The sequence below is a fragment of the Streptomyces griseoviridis genome (assembly GCF_005222485.1).
Taxonomy (GTDB): Bacteria; Actinomycetota; Actinomycetes; order Streptomycetales; family Streptomycetaceae; genus Streptomyces; species Streptomyces hintoniae.
In genome coordinates this window covers 2,922,957-2,938,235 of the sequence record NZ_CP029078.1, presented here as the reverse complement: position 1 = coordinate 2,938,235, position 15,279 = coordinate 2,922,957, and the positions used below count along the sequence as shown (strand labels likewise).

The following is a 15,279-nucleotide window of genomic DNA, read 5'->3' as shown; positions in this document are numbered from 1 at the left end:
GCTGCGAGCCGTGCAGGACGCGCGAGAGCCGTGTCTCCGCGCCCCCTGCACATTCGCCGAACTGCGCGCCACCACCGCCGTGACGGGCAGCGCCCCGAGCAGCCCCGCCAGGGTGTTCCCGGCGCCCTGCGCGACGAGTTCGGGGTTGTAGCGGGTGCGCGGCCCGTCGTGCATCCGGTCCACCGCGGCCGCCGTGAACAGCGACTCGGCGACGGCCATCCCGACGCCGACGGCGACCATCGCCTGCGGGTCGGCGAAGGTGTCCGCGACCAGCCCGGGGACGCCCGCGATGTTCTCCAGCGGGGTGCCGGGAGCCTTCGCCGTCGGCCGCCGGGTACGCCTGGCTGAACATCAGCGGCAGCCCGATGCCCGCCAGCATCCCCCTTCACCACCGCAGCGAGATCGCCTGGAAGAACCGCGCCCACGCGAGCGGCGGCGAGGCCAGGCTCGGCACGTCACCGCTCGGCGGCCTCGACGCGATCGTCCAACTCCCGTCGACGCGCGTGGAGATGACGTCGGCGGTGACCGCGCCATGGCCACCGGCCGCTGACGCGCCACGGCCACCGGGCCGCGATGGTGCGAGCGCACCGGCCGCCCCCGGCACCCGCCGCCGCCCGCGCCGCCCCGCGAACCGGACAGCCAAGGCCGCCCGGACCCCGACCGACGACAGGCCCCCCACCGACGACCGGATCACCGGTGACCGGCCTCTCGCCGGCGGCCGACCCGAACCCCTGCTCCAGGAGCGCTGAGCGAGACGACGTAAGGGAGGGGACGACGGAAGGGACGGGGCGACGGCGGGATGGCGCGACGACTAGACGGGGGCCCGAACCGCAGGCCCCGGACCAGGAACGAAGCGCGCCCCCACCCCCGATAGGGTCGCGATCATGCCCGACATATCCATGACCGCCCTCGCCCTGCTCTGCGTCGCCGCCCTCGCCGCCGGGTGGATCGACGCGGTCGTGGGCGGTGGCGGACTGCTGCTCCTGCCCGCCCTGCTGCTCGGGCTCCCCGCCGGGACGCCCGCCGCCTACGCGCTGGGCACCAACAAGGCCGTCGCGATCGTCGGCACCTCGGCGGCCGCCGTGACCTACGCGCGCCGCGCCCCGGTGGACGTCCGCACCGCCGTCCGTATCGGCCTGGCCGCCCTCGCGGGGTCGTCGGCCGGTGCGTTCTTCGCGGCCGGCATGAGCACGGAGGTCCTCAAGCCGGTCATCATGGTGGTGCTGCTCGCCGTCGCCGCGTTCGTGATCCTGCGCCCGTCCTTCGGCACCGCCCCCGCCACCGGCCCGGCGGGCCCCCGCCGTATCCTCGCCGCGATCGGCCTCGCGGGCATCGGCATCGGGTTCTACGACGGTCTCGTCGGCCCCGGCACCGGGACGTTCCTGGTGCTGGCGCTGACCGCGGTGCTCCACCTGGACCTGGTCGCCGCGTCCGCGACCGCGAAGATCGTCAACTGCTGCACCAACGCGGGCGCTCTCGCCACCTTCGCCTTGCAGGGCACCGTGCTGTGGCAACTGGCCTGTGTGATGGCCGTGTTCAACCTGGCGGGCGGCACCCTCGGCGCCCGCACCGCGCTCAAACAGGGCAGCGGCTTCGTCCGGATCGTGCTGCTGACGGTGGTGTTCGCGCTGGTGACGAACCTGGCGTACGAGCAGTGGTGGGCCTAGTCACAGACCTTCCTTACGCACAGACCTCGACCGTCGCCACGTATTCGAGCTTCTTCCGCAGGACATAGCCGGTCGGGCTCCCGGAGATCACCTCGTCGACCGTGCCGTAGAAGCGGTCGTGGACCGGCCTGGGGTAGTCGGCCACGTCCTGCCGGAAGAACAGCGTGCCCGAGGCGACCTCGCCGACCTGTTGGCCGTCGACGTCCCAGATCTGACCCCTCCCGGTGACCCGGTACTCCCGCTGGGACCGGCAGTCACGCGTGCGGGACGGCCGCGGCTCGGACACGGTGGCGGCGGCCGGACGCGACGAGGGCGACGGCCCCGCGCTGGCAGGCGGCCTAACGTCCACTGTCCGCTGGGGAGTTGGAGCCGGTGACGGGACGCGGGGTGGGGGAGCCGTCGAGGGACCGGCGCCGGGGCTGCCTGTGGCCGACGGGCTCGCCGAGGTGCCAGGGGAGGACTGCACCGCGGGAGGGGACGCGGACGTCGGGGCCGACGGGGCGGGGCCGGGGGGCGGCGCGGACTCCACGACGGTGCCGGGGCCGCCGACGAGGGCCCACGGGAGCACCGCCAGAACGGCGACCCGCCACAGCACCCGCCCCCTGACTTCCGATTCCTCCGCCGCTTTCCTCCGAGCCCGCGCCTTCATCGTGAAGGCGTTGTTCTGGGTGCTGTCGTCCCCGGCCGAGATCACACATCGGTACGCGAAGATCCAGTACCACCTGGACGGTCGCCGCCTCGAACCGGACCCGTCCACAGGTCAGTTGAAGGTGTTGTGCTGCACGGCGTGATCGCCGACCAGCACGCCCCGGCTACCGGTCGCGACCACGTGGTACGCGGCGCCCGACCCAGCCACGCCCGCCCCGCCGTCCACGCCCGCCCCGCCGTCCACGCCCGCCCCGCCGTCCGTGCCTCGCCCGCCGTCCGCGCCCACCCCGCCGTCGTCCCCCCGAGAAGGCAGCCGCCCCCGTCCAGGTCGGGCAGGGCCAGCAGCCTGCCCGAGACGTCCCGCACGACGCGTCGCACCGTCTGTCGACGACGCGACACCCCGCGCCCGGCGCCCGAAGGGCCCGCGACGGTGCTGACCAGCGGGGACGCCGAACCGTCCTCACCGGAACGAGTGACGTGTCTCAGCAGAACGAGTGGCGCGCCGGCCGCCGCCGGGCCGCCCTAACGGCTGCCGGTCAGATGCGCGAAGACGACGACGTTGCCCTGGTACCCGGTGCCGCGCGTGTAGCCGCCGCCGCAGGTGATGACCCTCAACTCGGGCCGTTGCGCCGCCCCGTAGACCTTCGCGTCGGGGAAGTCCCGTGCCCGGTACACCTCGACGGCGTCCACCGTGAACACGGCGACGCTCCCGTCGCGCCGTTCGACGTCGATGAGCGCGCCCTTCTTCACCGCGCCGAGGTCGTAGAAGACGGCGGGCCCCTCGGAGTTGTCGACATGGCCCGCGACGACGGCCGTGCCGCGCTCACCGGGGGTGGTGCCGGCCTCGTACCAGCCGGCCAGGTTCTTCTTCGCGGCGGGCGGCACGTCGAGGCTGCCCGACGAGGTGAGGCGGAGGCCCATCAGGGGGGCGTCGACGCGGATCGACGGAATGGCGATCCGGTCCGGCGGGGACGGCGACAGCGCGGGCGCCCCCGGCCCTTCGCCCTCCTGGCCACCCCCCGCCTGCGCCGCGGACGGCTGCGGCGGGGCGTGCGACGCGGCGCCGCCGCTCAGCAGCCACGTACCCGTGCAGAGTGCGACGGCGGTGACGGTGCCTATCGCGACGTTGCTGATCCTGCGCACACGAGACCTCCTGCCAGGTGGACCCGGCCCCCCTCCGGGCCGCGAGGGGCGTCGGGCCCGGAGGGGGAGGGACATGCGGTACCGGCCGACGGACAGCGGAGGATGTCCGTCAGATCCCGTCGCCTCTCGCCCGGCGATGCAGGAGCCAGGTACCGCCCGCGGCGGCGACGGCGAGAGCCGCCACGCCGGCCGCGGTCTGAACGGGGTCGGGGCCCAGTGCGCCGCCGACCCCCGTCTTCACACTTCCCCGGGGCTCCTGCCCGCGGGCCGCGGTCAGGGTCACCACCAGGTCGCCGGAGATCCGTCTGCTGCCGTCGGCGCACTTCGCGACGATCTCGTAGGTGCCCGGCTGCGCGCTCGGCGGCACCCGGAACTGTCCGATCGCGTCACCCTCGTGCGTGCTGGGGGCGAGCGTGAACCGCCCGGCGCCCAACGCGCCCGCGTCGCCGTCGGCCGACCCCTTGTCGCCGCACTCCGCCGTGTTGACGGTGACCTGGTCGCCCGGCATCGCGGACGACGGGTACACCTCGAGGCTGCCGCCGTCGGCCGCGTAGGCGGGGGCGGTGGCCAGTCCGGCGGCTGCGACGGCCAGCGCGGTACCGGTCAGCACACGGGCGGTGCGTCGCATCGGTGCTCCCTAGAGCGTCTCGGTGTCTCCTGCCCTTCCGAGGTAAAGGCCGACGGCGCGAGCCCGCTTGCTGATGGGGCGTCAGAATTGCGGTGAATGGGTGTCAGACAGTGCCCCGAAACTCGCACTTCCCACCCCTTTCCGCAGGTCAGAGGGGTATGGAGGGCGACGGCCGAGAACTACCCGAAGGGCGCACGCCGCACGTGTGAACGGGTGACCGGACGCCGGTGCGAAGGATCGGCCGGGACCGGGCTTGACCTCGATCGAGGTTGAGGTAACAGGCTGGGCGTATGCAGACCGAAGAGACGTCTCTCGCCGTCACCCTCGTCATCGGCAGCAACCGGCACGGCCGCTTCGGCCCGGTGGTCGCCGACTGGCTCCTCACCCACCTGCGCGAGCGCGCCGACCTGACCGTCGAGGTCGTGGACGTGGCCGAGGTGCACCTGCCCACCACCCTCGAACCGGGCCCGGAGGCGGCGGCGGCGCTCGCCGCGGTCACCCCGAAACTCGCCGCCGCCGACGCCTTCGTCGTCCTCACCCCCGAGTACAACCACTCGGTCCCCGCCGGCCTGAAGAACCTCATCGACTGGCACTTCGGCGAGTGGCGCGCGAAACCCGTCGCACTCGTCTCCTACGGCGGGCTGGCCGGCGGCCTGCGCGCGGTGGAACACCTCCGCCAGGTCTTCGCGGAACTCCACGCCGTCACCGTCCGCGACACGGTCTCCTTCCACAACGCGGGAGCCGCCTTCACCGACGGCCACCTCAACGACCCGACGGCCCCCGACACGGCGGCGAAGACGATGCTGGACCAACTGGTCTGGTGGGGAACGGCGTTGAGGGAGGCGAAGGAACGACGGCCTTACGCGGGGTAGGGGGTGTCGGTCCCTCGTGCGGCGCCAAGGGTGTCGCGCGCCCCGCGCCGGTCACGGCGGCCGTCCCCGCCGGGTGGGCGTGGGGACGGCCGCCGTGCGCACTCAGTTCACGTTCACCGCGCTCCACGCCGACGCCACCGCGTTGTACTCCGCGCTGCCCGTCCCGTACAGGTCCTTCGCCGCGTTGAGGGTCGCGGTGCGGGCGCCCGCGTAGTTCGTCGACGACGTCATGTAGACCGTCAGCGCCCGGTACCAGATCGCGCCGACCTTGTCCCGGCCGATCCCCGTCACTGTCGAGCCGTTGGAGGTCGGGGAGTCGTAGGACACGCCGTTGACGGTCTTCGCGCCGCTGCCCTCGGCGAGCAGGTACGCGAAGTGGTTCGCGACGCCCGACGAGTAGTGGACGTCCAGGTTGCCGACCGAACTGCTCCAGGAGTCGGCCGAGTTGCCGTCCTTCGACGGCTTGTCCATGAACCGCAGCGCCGCCTTGCCGAAGCCCGACCTGACGATCTTCTCGCCGATCAGGTAGTCGCCCTGGTCGGAGGCGTTGTTCGCGTACCACTCGACCATCGTGCCGAGGATGTCCGAGGTCGCCTCGTTGAGGCCGCCCGACTCGCCCGAGTACGTCAGCGCGGCCGTCTTGGAGGTGACGCCGTGCGTCATCTCGTGGCCCGCCACGTCCAGCGCCACCAGCGGTCCGAACGTCGTCCCGTCACCGTCGCCGTACGTCATGCAGAAGCAACTGTCGTCCCAGAACGCGTTGTTGTAGTTGTTGCCGTAGTGGACGCGGTTGTACGAGCCCTTGCCGTCGCCCGCGATGCCGTTGCGGCCGTGGACGTTCTTGTAGTAGTCCCACGTCTTGTCCGTCCCGTACTGCGCGTCCACCGCCGCCGAGGCGCGGTCCGCCGTCGCCCCGGTGCCCCAGTGGTTGTCGGCGTCGGTGAACACCGTGGACGGTGCCCGGCTGATGCAGATGCCGAAGATGCACAGGTCGGTCTTGTTCGCCGCGTCACCGGTGTAGGTGTTGCCGCGCGTCGGGTCCTTGAGCTGGTACGTCGAGCCGGACACCGTCGTCTCCAGCGGCACCGTCCCGCCGTACAGCGACTGCCCGTCGCCCGCCGCCGTCTCGATGCTGTCCCAGGCGTCGATCTGCGCGCCGGTGCGGGCGTCGGTGAGCACCGTGCGGGCGACCGGGTTGCCCAGCGAGTCCTGCGCGACCGCGTCGGTGCGCCAGGCCAGCTTCGGGGTGCCGTGCAGCGCGTCGACCACCAACTGGGGTTTGGCGTTGAGCTTCTTGAGGCTCTCGCCGAGGTTGGCCGCGCGCAGCGCGTTGGCCGCCAGGTCGGCCGCCCTGGGTGCGGACACCGCGGGGGTGACCGACGCCACGGATACCTCGGCCCGGGTCGCGCGGTCCGCACCGCGGTAGTCGCCGCCGGGTGTCAGGTGGACGACGAAGTCGCCGCCGAGTACCGGAAGCTGACGGTACGTCCGGTCGTAACGGACGTGCTGGGTACCGTCCTTGTCGACGATCACGTCCCGGACGTTCGTGTCCTGGGCCGAGGTGAGCCCCAGGCTCGCGGCGTGCGCCACGAGGGCCGAGGCCGCGTTCTCGACGGCGGCGGCCCTCGTGGGTCTCGGGTCGGCGTGGGCTGCGGGGGAGAGTGCGACCGCCAGCAGGGTGGCGGTGGTGGCGGCGATGCCGGCCGTGGCGAGACGGGAAGCGCGGAGGTGCCGTGTCGTCCGACTCATCTGTCTCCTCGGGAAGGCGCCTGGAAGGCGTGGGGGTGGCGCGGATGTTCCCTGAGATTTAAGGGGGCATGACATGTCATGTCCATAGCGCGTGGGGCGAGGCGCGGGTGAGGAGAGAATCGTCCCGTGACGCCCGCCAAGCCCCCGAATCCCCCTCAGCCACCCGCCGCCGAGCCCCCGAACTCGCCTTCCCCACCCGCTGCCGAGACCCCGAACTCGCCTTCCCCATCCGGCGCCGAGCCTTCGCACGCGACTTCCTCACCCGCCGCCGAGCCCCCGGACTCGCCCTCCCCACCCGGCACCGAGCCCCCGAACTCGACTTCCTCACCCGGCGCCGAGCCCCCGGACTCGCCCTCCCCGCCCGGCGCCGAGTCCCCCAACTCCCCGTCCGAGCGACTGCCGTTCTTCGTCTACGGCACCCTGCGACCCGGCGAGCGCAACCACGACCTGTTCCTGCGCGGTCGCACCCGCGCCGAGGAACCGGGCCGCCTCGCCGGCGCCGTCCTCTACCGCGGGCCCGGCTACCCGTACGCCGTCGAGGACCGACAGGGCCTGGTCCACGGCGAGTTGGTGACCGCGCGCCCCGAGGAGTACGACGGCCTGCTGGTCGCCCTCGACGCGTTGGAGGAGTACGTGCCGGGCGACCCGGGCAACCTCTACGAGCGCGTCGCCCGCGACATCGTCCGGGAGAGCGACGGCCGTCCGGTCCGCGCCTGGGTCTACCTCGCGGCCCCGTCCGTCGCCCAACGCCTGCGCGCCCACGGCCGGTTGATCGACAACGGTGACTGGCGCACCACCTGACCCCGGAGCCCGCTCACCCCGCCTCCTCCAACGCCCGCCGTACGCCCGGCTCCTCGCGCCCCAGGAAGTGCGGGTCAGGTCTGAACACCGCGTCCAGTGCCGCCTTGCCCGCCGCGAAGATCTCCCGGGTGCCGCCGTAGTACCAGGTCACGTCGTGCTTCGCGGCCACTCCGACGCCGTACGACGTGACACCCGCCGCCTGGCACAGGGCCACCGCGCGCCGGATGTGGAAGCCCTGGCTGATCAGGACCGCCCGGTCGACACCGAAGATCTTCTTCGCGCGCACGCAGCTGTCCCAGGTGTCGAACCCCGCGTAGTCGCTGACGACGCGCCGGTCAGGGACGCCGTGCCGGGTCAGATAGGCGCGCATGGCGTCCGGCTCGTCGTAGTCCTCGCGGCTGTTGTCGCCGGTGACCAGCACCACCTTGATCCGGCCCGCCCGGTACAACTCGGCCGCCGCGTCCAGGCGGTGGGCGAGATACGGCGACGGCTCCCCGTTCCACAGTCCGGCGCCGAAGACGATCGCGACCTCGGTGCGGGGGACGTCCGCCGTGGTCCGCAGCCGGTCGGCGGTGACGACGTACATCCAGGTCGACGGCAGCAGCGCCACCACGCACCCCGCCACCACGACCCGCACCAGCCGCCGCTGCCCGGCCCGCGTGCGCGGCAGCCGCACCCGAGGCGCGCGCGACACCGCGTTCCGCGGCCACCGTCCCGACCGCCCTCGCGGCCCCACGGCCCCGGCGCCCGCAGACGCCGCGCCCCCGCCCGGCTCCCCTCCGCCCGACCCCTCTCCGTCCGCCCCCTCTTCGGCAGATCCCACTCCCCGCAGCCCCGTCCGGCGCATACGACGTCCCCTCCCGGTCGGCGCGCTCGCTCCCGAGCCCTGACGTTCGACAGACAGAGACGTCCGCTCCGGTCCCGCGGTTCACCCCTAGGCCCGTGACCAGCCTCACCCGGGCACCCGAAACCGCAGGTCAGGCCCGCTCGTGCGGCTCGGTGCCGTCCTGATGGCGCTCGGAACGCACGTGTCCCGGTGGGCACGGCGGCCGTCTCGCCGGTCAGGCGGTCCGGTTTCCGTCCCGGTCGGCGATGAAGTCCGCCAGCGCGGCAGCGACGGCCTCGGGCTGCTCGTCCGGGATGAAGTGTCCGGCGCCGGGCACGACGATCCCGGTGGTGTCGTCGGCCCAGGGGCGGAGGGCGGCGGCCATGTCGGGGACGGAGCCGTGGCTGCTGGAGATCCCGAGGACCGGCACGGTCAGGTGCCGGTCCTTGAGCACCTCGCGGTTCTCGCGCGCCGACTCCTCGGCCTCCCGGTAGTAGGCGAGGGACGCGCGCAGGCCGCCGTCGGCGGCGACGGACGCCGCGTAGTGGTCGATCTCGGCGTCGTCGAACGTGTCGGGGGACAGGGCCTTCACCTTCAGGAACCAGCCGACGTACTCCCGTTCGCGGCCGGTGAGCAGCGTCTCGGGCAGCTCGGGCACGAGGTGGAACGCGAAGTGCCAGGTCTTCCAGGCCCGTTCGGGGTCGGTGGGGATCGACTCCGGGAGGGTGATGCCGGGGATTCCGGCGTCGAGCAGCGCGACCCCGCGCAGATGGCGCTCGAAGCCGAGGGCCAGGGAGAAGGCGACCCAGGCGCCGATGTCGTGGGCGACCAGGGTGTAGGTCGACACTCCGAGAGCCCGCACGGCGGCGTGGACGTGCGCGGCGACCGTGTGCGTGTCGTAGCCGCGGTCCGGACGCTCGGAGTGGCCCTGGCCCGGCAGGTCGATCGCGATGACACGGAACCGGTGGGTGAGGGCGGGCATCACCTTGCGCCAGGCCCACCAGGTCTGCGGGAATCCGGCGAGCAGGACGACGGCCGGGCCGTCATGCCGTCCGCCGTCGACGGCGTGCAGGCGGACGCCGTCCGCGTCGACCCAGCGATGGGTGAATCCGGCCAGCTGCGGCAGGGGCAGCTCGGGGACGGGGTTGCTTTCGGGGACATGCGGAGCGCTGGTCGCTGAGCCGGTCACGGGTCCTCCATCGGTGCGTGTGGGGGGTGTCGAAGGTGTCGGGTGTGCGGTGGGGGCGGGCGCGGTCGGCGGCGGTGGCGGTGGCTGGCGCCGCCCGGCGTGATGCTTCCCGCGTGGCCGCGAAATGGGCGGTATGCCCGACCTCGGGCGTAGCCACCCTGGAAGGCTACACATCTTGAACCGATCAGTCCAAGATAGGATGGTGTACGGCGGCACAGGAGCCCGGACCGTCGACCCCTCGGCAAGGAAGTACCGCGTGGCAGGCAGGAAGCAGTTCGACATGGACACGGCGCTCGACGCCGCGATGATCCAGTTCTGGCGCGACGGCTACGCCGACACCTCCGTGGACGACCTGTCCCGGGCGACCGGCCTGAACCGCAGCTCCCTCTACTCATCCCTCGGCGCCAAGGACACGCTCTTCCTGCGCTGCCTGGACCGCTACGCCGCGCGCTACGGCGAGAAGTACGACGCCGCCCTCTCGGGTGCGGCCTCGGATCCCGTCGCCGCCGTTCGCGCGTTCTTCGACGTCACCCTCCAGCGCATCGCCGATCCCGAACTGCCCGACGGATGCCTGATCGCCCAGTCGGCCATGGCGATCCCGGCGCTGAGCCCGAGCGTCGCGGAGCACGCCAGACAGGCGCTCGGCCTCCAGCGCCGGCGGCTGCGCGCCGCCCTGAAGGCCGGCCGGCTGACCGACCGGGACGCCGACGCCTTCGCCGTGCACGCGGCGGCCGTGAACCAGTCGCTCGCCGTCATGAGCAGGGCGGGGGCGAGTCCGGCGCAGCTCCTGGCCATCGTGGGCGTCACCGTTGACGCGCTGGCACAGGCGCCGCGCGCCTGACGCGTCCGCCGCCCCCGCCGGACGCGCGGCCTCGGACGCCCGGCCACCTCATGAGCCCGAGGCGTGCGCGGCGGCCGTACCGACGGGCTCAAGCCCGGTGGGCGCCGTCTCCGCGGCCGGAGAACGCCCCCCACCCGCCCCCGGGCGTCCGCATTGTCACTGCCGCCGCTTACTGTCGAACCATGGCACCCGCACCTCCGACCGGATACGACCCCTCCGCAGCCGAACGCTGGGCACCGGAGCCCGACAAACGCCCCGGCCGCACCGCGTTCCAGCGCGACCGCGCGCGCATCCTGCACAGCTCCGCGCTGCGTCGGCTCGCGGGCAAGACGCAGGTCGTCACCCCGGGCACCAGGACCCAGGCGTGGGACGCCAGCCCCCGCACCCGCCTGACCCACTCCCTCGAGTGCGCCCAGGTCGGCCGGGAGCTGGGCGCCGCCCTCGGCTGCGACCCGGATCTCGTGGAGGCCGCCTGTCTCGCCCACGACCTCGGCCACCCGCCGTTCGGGCACAACGGCGAACAGGCGCTCAACGAATTCGCCGAGGACTGCGGGGGGTTCGAGGGCAACGCCCAGTCGCTGCGGCTGCTCACCCGCATCGAGCCCAAGCGGTTCACCCCCGAAGGCTCCGTCGGCCTCAACCTCACCCGCGCCACCCTGGACGCGGCCACCAAGTACCCGTGGCCGCGCGGCGCGCACCCCACCGACCCCAAGTCGCCCAAGTTCGGCGTCTACGACGACGACCGCCCGGTCTTCGACTGGGCCCGCAGGGACGCCCCCGGCACCCGCACCACCTTCGAGGCCCAGGTCATGGACTGGGCCGACGACGTGGCGTACTCCGTGCACGACGTCGAGGACGGCCTGCACGCGGGGCACATCGACCCCAACTGCCTGCACGCCGAGCCCGAGCGGCAGGCGGTCTTCGCGGTCGCCGTCGGCCGCTACGTCCCCGTGGACACCGACCCCACCGAGCTGTCCGAAGCCCTCGACCGGCTCCAGGACCAGGAGTGGTGGCCGCACGGCTACGACGGCTCCGCGGTCGCCCAGGCCCGCCTCAAGGACGCCACCAGCCAGCTCATCGGCCGCTTCTGCCTCGGCGCCGAGTCCGCCACCCGCGCCGCGTACGGCACCGGCCGGCTCACCCGCTACGGCGCCGAACTCGTCGTCCCGAGGGAGACGCGCCTCGAGTGCGCCGTCCTCAAGGCGGTCGCCGACCGGTACGTGATGCAGCGGGTCGAGCAGGAACTGCTCAGGGCCGACCAGCGGATCGTCGTCGCCGAGCTGGCGCGGGCGCTCACCGCGCGCGCCCCCGACGGACTCGACCCGCAGTTCCGGGCCCTGTTCGACGCGGCACCCGACGACCGCGCCCGCAAACGCGTGATCGTCGATCAGATCGCCTCGCACACCGACGCCTCGGCCCGCTCGTTGCACGCGCGGCTGACGGGGTACGCGTGAGCGACGGATACGGGTGGGCGGTCGGACACGGGTGTGACGGGAAAAGCGCCCGAAGGTGACCCTCCGTGGCCTGATCGGGCCACTCCCTCTTCCCCCATCACGCTCCGTGCGGGACGCTCGCATGGGGCGACACCCTTACGAGGAGGCATCACGTGGTCGACGCGGATCAGACATTCGTCATCGTCGGAGGCGGACTCGCCGGCGCGAAGGCGGCCGAGACACTCCGAGCGGAGGGCTTCACCGGCCGGGTGATACTGATCTGCGACGAACGCGACCACCCCTACGAGCGCCCCCCGCTCTCCAAGGGCTACCTCCTCGGCAAGGAGGAGCGCGACAGCGTCTTCGTGCACGAACCCGCCTGGTACGCGCGCAACGACATCGAGCTGCACCTCGGCCAGACCGTCGACGCCGTCGACCGCGCCGCGAAGACCGTCCGCTTCGGCGAGGACGGCACCGTCGTCCGCTACGACAAGCTCCTCCTCGCGACCGGCGCCGAACCCCGCCGCCTGGACATCCCGGGCACCGACCTGGCCGGCGTCCACCACCTGCGCCGCCTCGCCCACGCCGAACGCCTCAAGGGCGTCCTGGCCTCCCTCGGCCGGGACAACGGGCACCTGGTGGTGGCGGGCGGCGGCTGGATCGGCCTTGAGGTCGCCGCGGCGGCCCGCGAGTACGGCGCCGAGGTCACCGTCGTCGAACCCGCCCCCACCCCGCTGCACGGCGTCATCGGCCCCGAGCTGGGCGGCCTCTTCGCCGACCTGCACCGCGAGCACGGCGTCCGCTTCCGCTTCGGCGTCAGCCTCACCGAGATCATCGGCCAGGACGGCATGGTCCTCGCCGCCCGCACCGACGACGGCGAGGAGCACCCGGCGCACGACGTGCTGGCCGCCATCGGCGCCGCCCCGCGCACCGGCCTCGCCGAGGCCGCCGGCCTCGAACTGGCCCCTCGCGAGCACGGCGGCGGCATCGCCGTCGACGACCGGCTGCGCACCTCCGACCCCGACATCTACGCGGCCGGCGACGTGGCCTCCTTCCACCACGCGCTGTTCGACACCCACCTGCGCGTCGAGCACTGGGCCAACGCCCTCAACGGCGGCCCGGCCGCCGCCCGCGCCATGCTCGGCCAGGACGTCACCTACGACCGGGTGCCCTACTTCTTCTCCGACCAGTACGACCTGGGGATGGAGTACTCGGGGTGGGCGCCACCCGGCTCCTACGACCAGGTCGTGATCAGGGGCGACGCGGGCAAGCGCGAGTTCATCGCCTTCTGGGTGAAGGAGGGCCGCGTGCTGGCCGGGATGAACGTCAATGTGTGGGACGTCACAGAGCCCATTCAGGCGCTGATCCGGGCCAGGACCCCGGTGGACACCGACGCCCTGGCGGACCCGCACGTTCCGCTCGAAAGCCTCGTCCCGTAGCTCCCGCGCGCCACCGTAGAATTCACGCGTGGCTGGACGGATCAACGACGAGGACGTGAAAGCGGTTCGGGACGCGGTCCCGATCGACGCCGTGGTGTCCGAGTACCTCCAGCTCCGCAACGCGGGCGGCGGAAACCTCAAGGGGCTCTGCCCCTTCCACGACGAGAAGTCGCCGTCCTTCCAGGTCAGCCCGAGCAAGGGACTCTTCCACTGCTTCGGCTGCCAGGAGGGCGGCGACACCCTCACCTTCGTCATGAAGGTCGACCACCTCTCCTTCTCCGAGGCCGTCGAGCGGCTCGCCGCCCAGGCCGGCATCACGCTCCGGTACGAGGAGGGCGGCTACAACCCCGCCCACCAGCGCGGCGAACGCATCCGGCTGGTGGAGGCCCACAAGGTCGCCGCCCAGTGGTACAAGGAACAGCTCGACACCCACCCCGAGGCCGACACCGGCCGCACCTTCCTCGCCGAGCGCGGCTTCGACCAGGCCGCCGCCGCCCACTTCGGCGTCGGCTACAGCCCCCAGGGCTGGGACCACCTCACCCGCTATCTGCGCGGCAAGGGCTTCACCGACAAGGAACTCCTGCTCTCCGGCCTCTCCCAGGAAGGCCGCCGCGGCCCCATCGACCGCTTCCGAGGCCGGCTGATGTGGCCCATCAGGGACATCGGCGGCGAGGTCGTCGGCTTCGGCGCCCGCAAGCTCTACGAGTCGGACAACGGACCCAAGTACCTCAACACGCCCGACACCGCGATCTACAAGAAGTCCCAGGTCCTCTACGGCATCGACCTCGCGAAGAAGGACATCGCCAAGGTCAGCCGCGCGGTCGTGGTCGAGGGCTACACCGACGTCATGGCCTGCCACCTCGCCGGGGTGACGACCGCCATCGCCACCTGCGGCACCGCCTTCGGCGGCGACCACATCAAGATCCTGCGCCGGCTCCTGATGGACAACGGCTCGGCCCGCGTGATCTTCACCTTCGACGGCGACGCGGCCGGCCAGAAGGCCGCCCTGCGCGCCTTCGAGGACGACCAGAAGTTCGCCGCCGAGACGTACATCGCCATCGCGCCCGACGGCATGGACCCCTGCGAACTGCGGCTCGCCAAGGGCGACGAGGCCGTCGCCGACCTCGTCGAACCCCGCACCCCGCTGTTCGAGTTCGCGCTGCGCCAGATCGTCGTCCGCTACGACCTCGACACCCCCGGCGGCCGCGCCGCCGCGCTGGACGAGGCGGCGCCCATCGTCGCCCGCATCAAGAACAGCGGCGCCCAGCACGAGGTCGCCGTCCAGCTCGCCGGGATGGTCGGCATCCTCGACACCCAGTTCGTCGTCAAACGCGTCGCCCAGCTGGCCCGTTGGGCGCGCGACCGCGGCGGCCGGGGGCCCGCGCCCGCCCGCGGACCGCAGCAGCAGTACGAGGCCGCCCCGCGCCCCACCGTCTCCGGCCCCGCCCTCACCCTGCGCAACCCCGTCTACGCCACCGAACGCGAGCTGCTCAAACTCGCCCTCCAGCGCCCCGAGCTGGTCTCCCCGGCCGTCGACGCCTACGGCGTCGACGAGTTCACCGCCGCCCCCTACGCCGCCGTGCGCCAGGCCATCATGGACGCGGGCGGCGCCGAGAACGGCGTCAAGGACGACCACGAGTACCTGCTGCGGGTCCGCGAGTCCGCCCCCGACGACACGGTCCGCGCGATGGTCACCGAGCTGGCCGTCGAGCCGATCATGCGGCGCGCCGTCGACGAGGTGTACGCGGGCACCGTGCTGGTCCAGGTCCGCCGCCGGGCCGTGGAACGCCGGGTCCGTGACATCCAGTCCCAGATGACCCGGCTCTCCGCGGGCGGCGACCCCGCCCAACTCGCCGCCGTCCAGAACGAACTGTGGGTGCTCCAGCAGTACGACCAGGCCCTGCGCGAGCACGGCGTCGCGGCCCTCTGAACCACGGCGCCACGGGCGCCCGCGTCGGGCCAGGTCAGCGCGGGCGCGCTCGCACGGGCCCGCCCCGAGGGTGACCGCGCGGTCACGGACCGGACGCAAAAAGTCATCGCACG

At 72.9% G+C, this 15,279-nt stretch carries 15 protein-coding genes and 1 pseudogene; 8 read left to right on the top strand and 8 right to left on the bottom strand.

All coding sequences use genetic code 11. The annotated features are described in order from the left end of the window. Positions 1-7 precede the first annotated feature (7 nt). Positions 8-418 (bottom strand): annotated as a pseudogene (locus DDJ31_RS12125) (SulP family inorganic anion transporter); the annotation flags it as partial. On the opposite strand from DDJ31_RS12125, the gene DDJ31_RS12120 reads away from it, so the two are divergent. Next, a complete protein-coding gene (locus DDJ31_RS12120) occupies positions 366-749 on the top strand; it encodes a hypothetical protein (protein WP_164784797.1) in 384 nt (127 codons plus the stop codon). The pseudogene DDJ31_RS12125 and the gene DDJ31_RS12120 sit on opposite strands and share 53 nt — an antisense overlap. Positions 750-884: 135 nt before the next feature. Further along, a complete protein-coding gene (locus tag DDJ31_RS12115; protein WP_127180261.1) occupies positions 885-1,667 on the top strand; it encodes a sulfite exporter TauE/SafE family protein in 783 nt (260 codons plus the stop codon). 13 nt (positions 1,668-1,680) lie between these two features. Here the strand turns inward: DDJ31_RS12115 and DDJ31_RS12110 are convergent, their stop codons facing one another. The 4 genes from DDJ31_RS12110 to DDJ31_RS12095 form a co-directional block, all read right to left on the bottom strand. Continuing rightward, positions 1,681-1,953: a hypothetical protein gene (locus DDJ31_RS12110; protein ID WP_127180262.1), complete on the bottom strand. Its 273-nt coding sequence runs from the start codon at positions 1,951-1,953 to the stop codon at positions 1,681-1,683. A 474-nt stretch (positions 1,954-2,427) separates the two neighbouring features. Further along, entirely contained in the window at positions 2,428-2,601 is a 174-nt protein-coding gene (locus DDJ31_RS12105) for a hypothetical protein (RefSeq protein WP_164784986.1), read from the bottom strand. Between the two features lie 236 nt (positions 2,602-2,837). Beyond that, the gene (locus tag DDJ31_RS12100; protein WP_171480814.1) at positions 2,838-3,458 is read right to left on the bottom strand and encodes a class F sortase; all 621 of its coding nucleotides are present in this window, start codon (positions 3,456-3,458) and stop codon (positions 2,838-2,840) included. A gap of 109 nt (positions 3,459-3,567) precedes the next feature. Then, complete coding sequence (locus DDJ31_RS12095; protein ID WP_127180264.1) at positions 3,568-4,086, bottom strand: hypothetical protein; 519 nt, start codon at positions 4,084-4,086, stop codon at positions 3,568-3,570. A 290-nt stretch (positions 4,087-4,376) separates the two neighbouring features. Between DDJ31_RS12095 and DDJ31_RS12090 the strand changes: the two genes are divergently transcribed. Beyond that, the gene (locus DDJ31_RS12090) at positions 4,377-4,958 is read left to right on the top strand and encodes an NADPH-dependent FMN reductase (RefSeq protein ID WP_127180265.1); all 582 of its coding nucleotides are present in this window, start codon (positions 4,377-4,379) and stop codon (positions 4,956-4,958) included. 102 nt (positions 4,959-5,060) lie between these two features. Here DDJ31_RS12090 and DDJ31_RS12085 read toward each other — a convergent pair whose 3' ends face one another. After that, positions 5,061-6,707, bottom strand: coding sequence for a M4 family metallopeptidase (locus DDJ31_RS12085; RefSeq protein WP_127180266.1), 1,647 nt, complete (start codon positions 6,705-6,707; stop codon positions 5,061-5,063). Between the two features lie 396 nt (positions 6,708-7,103). Here DDJ31_RS12085 and DDJ31_RS12080 point away from each other — a divergent pair, with 396 nt between their 5' ends. After that, entirely contained in the window at positions 7,104-7,508 is a 405-nt protein-coding gene (locus DDJ31_RS12080) for a gamma-glutamylcyclotransferase family protein (RefSeq protein ID WP_127182839.1), read from the top strand. Between the two features lie 13 nt (positions 7,509-7,521). Here the strand turns inward: DDJ31_RS12080 and DDJ31_RS12075 are convergent, their stop codons facing one another. Next, positions 7,522-8,202, bottom strand: a complete 681-nt coding sequence (locus tag DDJ31_RS12075) for a SanA/YdcF family protein (RefSeq protein ID WP_240678234.1) — start codon at positions 8,200-8,202, stop codon at positions 7,522-7,524. A gap of 367 nt (positions 8,203-8,569) precedes the next feature. Beyond that, positions 8,570-9,523 carry an alpha/beta fold hydrolase gene (locus DDJ31_RS12070; protein ID WP_127180268.1) on the bottom strand — a complete coding sequence of 318 codons (954 nt, stop codon included), beginning with the start codon at positions 9,521-9,523 and terminating at the stop codon, positions 8,570-8,572. A gap of 256 nt (positions 9,524-9,779) precedes the next feature. Here DDJ31_RS12070 and DDJ31_RS12065 point away from each other — a divergent pair, with 256 nt between their 5' ends. The 4 genes from DDJ31_RS12065 (at position 9,780) to dnaG (ending at position 15,166) form a co-directional block, all read left to right on the top strand. Beyond that, a complete protein-coding gene (locus DDJ31_RS12065) occupies positions 9,780-10,364 on the top strand; it encodes a TetR/AcrR family transcriptional regulator (protein WP_127180269.1) in 585 nt (194 codons plus the stop codon). Positions 10,365-10,414: 50 nt separating this feature from the next. Then, complete coding sequence (locus tag DDJ31_RS12060) at positions 10,415-11,818, top strand: deoxyguanosinetriphosphate triphosphohydrolase (protein ID WP_437184205.1); 1,404 nt, start codon at positions 10,415-10,417, stop codon at positions 11,816-11,818. 152 nt (positions 11,819-11,970) lie between these two features. After that, the gene (locus tag DDJ31_RS12055) at positions 11,971-13,236 is read left to right on the top strand and encodes an NAD(P)/FAD-dependent oxidoreductase (RefSeq protein WP_127180271.1); all 1,266 of its coding nucleotides are present in this window, start codon (positions 11,971-11,973) and stop codon (positions 13,234-13,236) included. Between the two features lie 28 nt (positions 13,237-13,264). Then, complete coding sequence (dnaG, locus tag DDJ31_RS12050) at positions 13,265-15,166, top strand: DNA primase (RefSeq protein ID WP_127180272.1); 1,902 nt, start codon at positions 13,265-13,267, stop codon at positions 15,164-15,166. Positions 15,167-15,279 lie beyond the last annotated feature (113 nt).

Coding starts and splice junctions, on each gene's coding strand:
- DDJ31_RS12095 (WP_127180264.1), bottom strand. CDS start 4,086: ATGCGACGCACCGCCCGTGTGCTGACCGGTACCGCGCTGGCCGTCGCA.
- DDJ31_RS12090 (WP_127180265.1), top strand. CDS start 4,377: ATGCAGACCGAAGAGACGTCTCTCGCCGTCACCCTCGTCATCGGCAGC.
- DDJ31_RS12060 (WP_437184205.1), top strand. CDS start 10,415: ATGAGCCCGAGGCGTGCGCGGCGGCCGTACCGACGGGCTCAAGCCCGG.
- DDJ31_RS12085 (WP_127180266.1), bottom strand. CDS start 6,707: ATGAGTCGGACGACACGGCACCTCCGCGCTTCCCGTCTCGCCACGGCC.
- DDJ31_RS12115 (WP_127180261.1), top strand. CDS start 885: ATGCCCGACATATCCATGACCGCCCTCGCCCTGCTCTGCGTCGCCGCC.
- DDJ31_RS12120 (WP_164784797.1), top strand. CDS start 366: ATGCCCGCCAGCATCCCCCTTCACCACCGCAGCGAGATCGCCTGGAAG.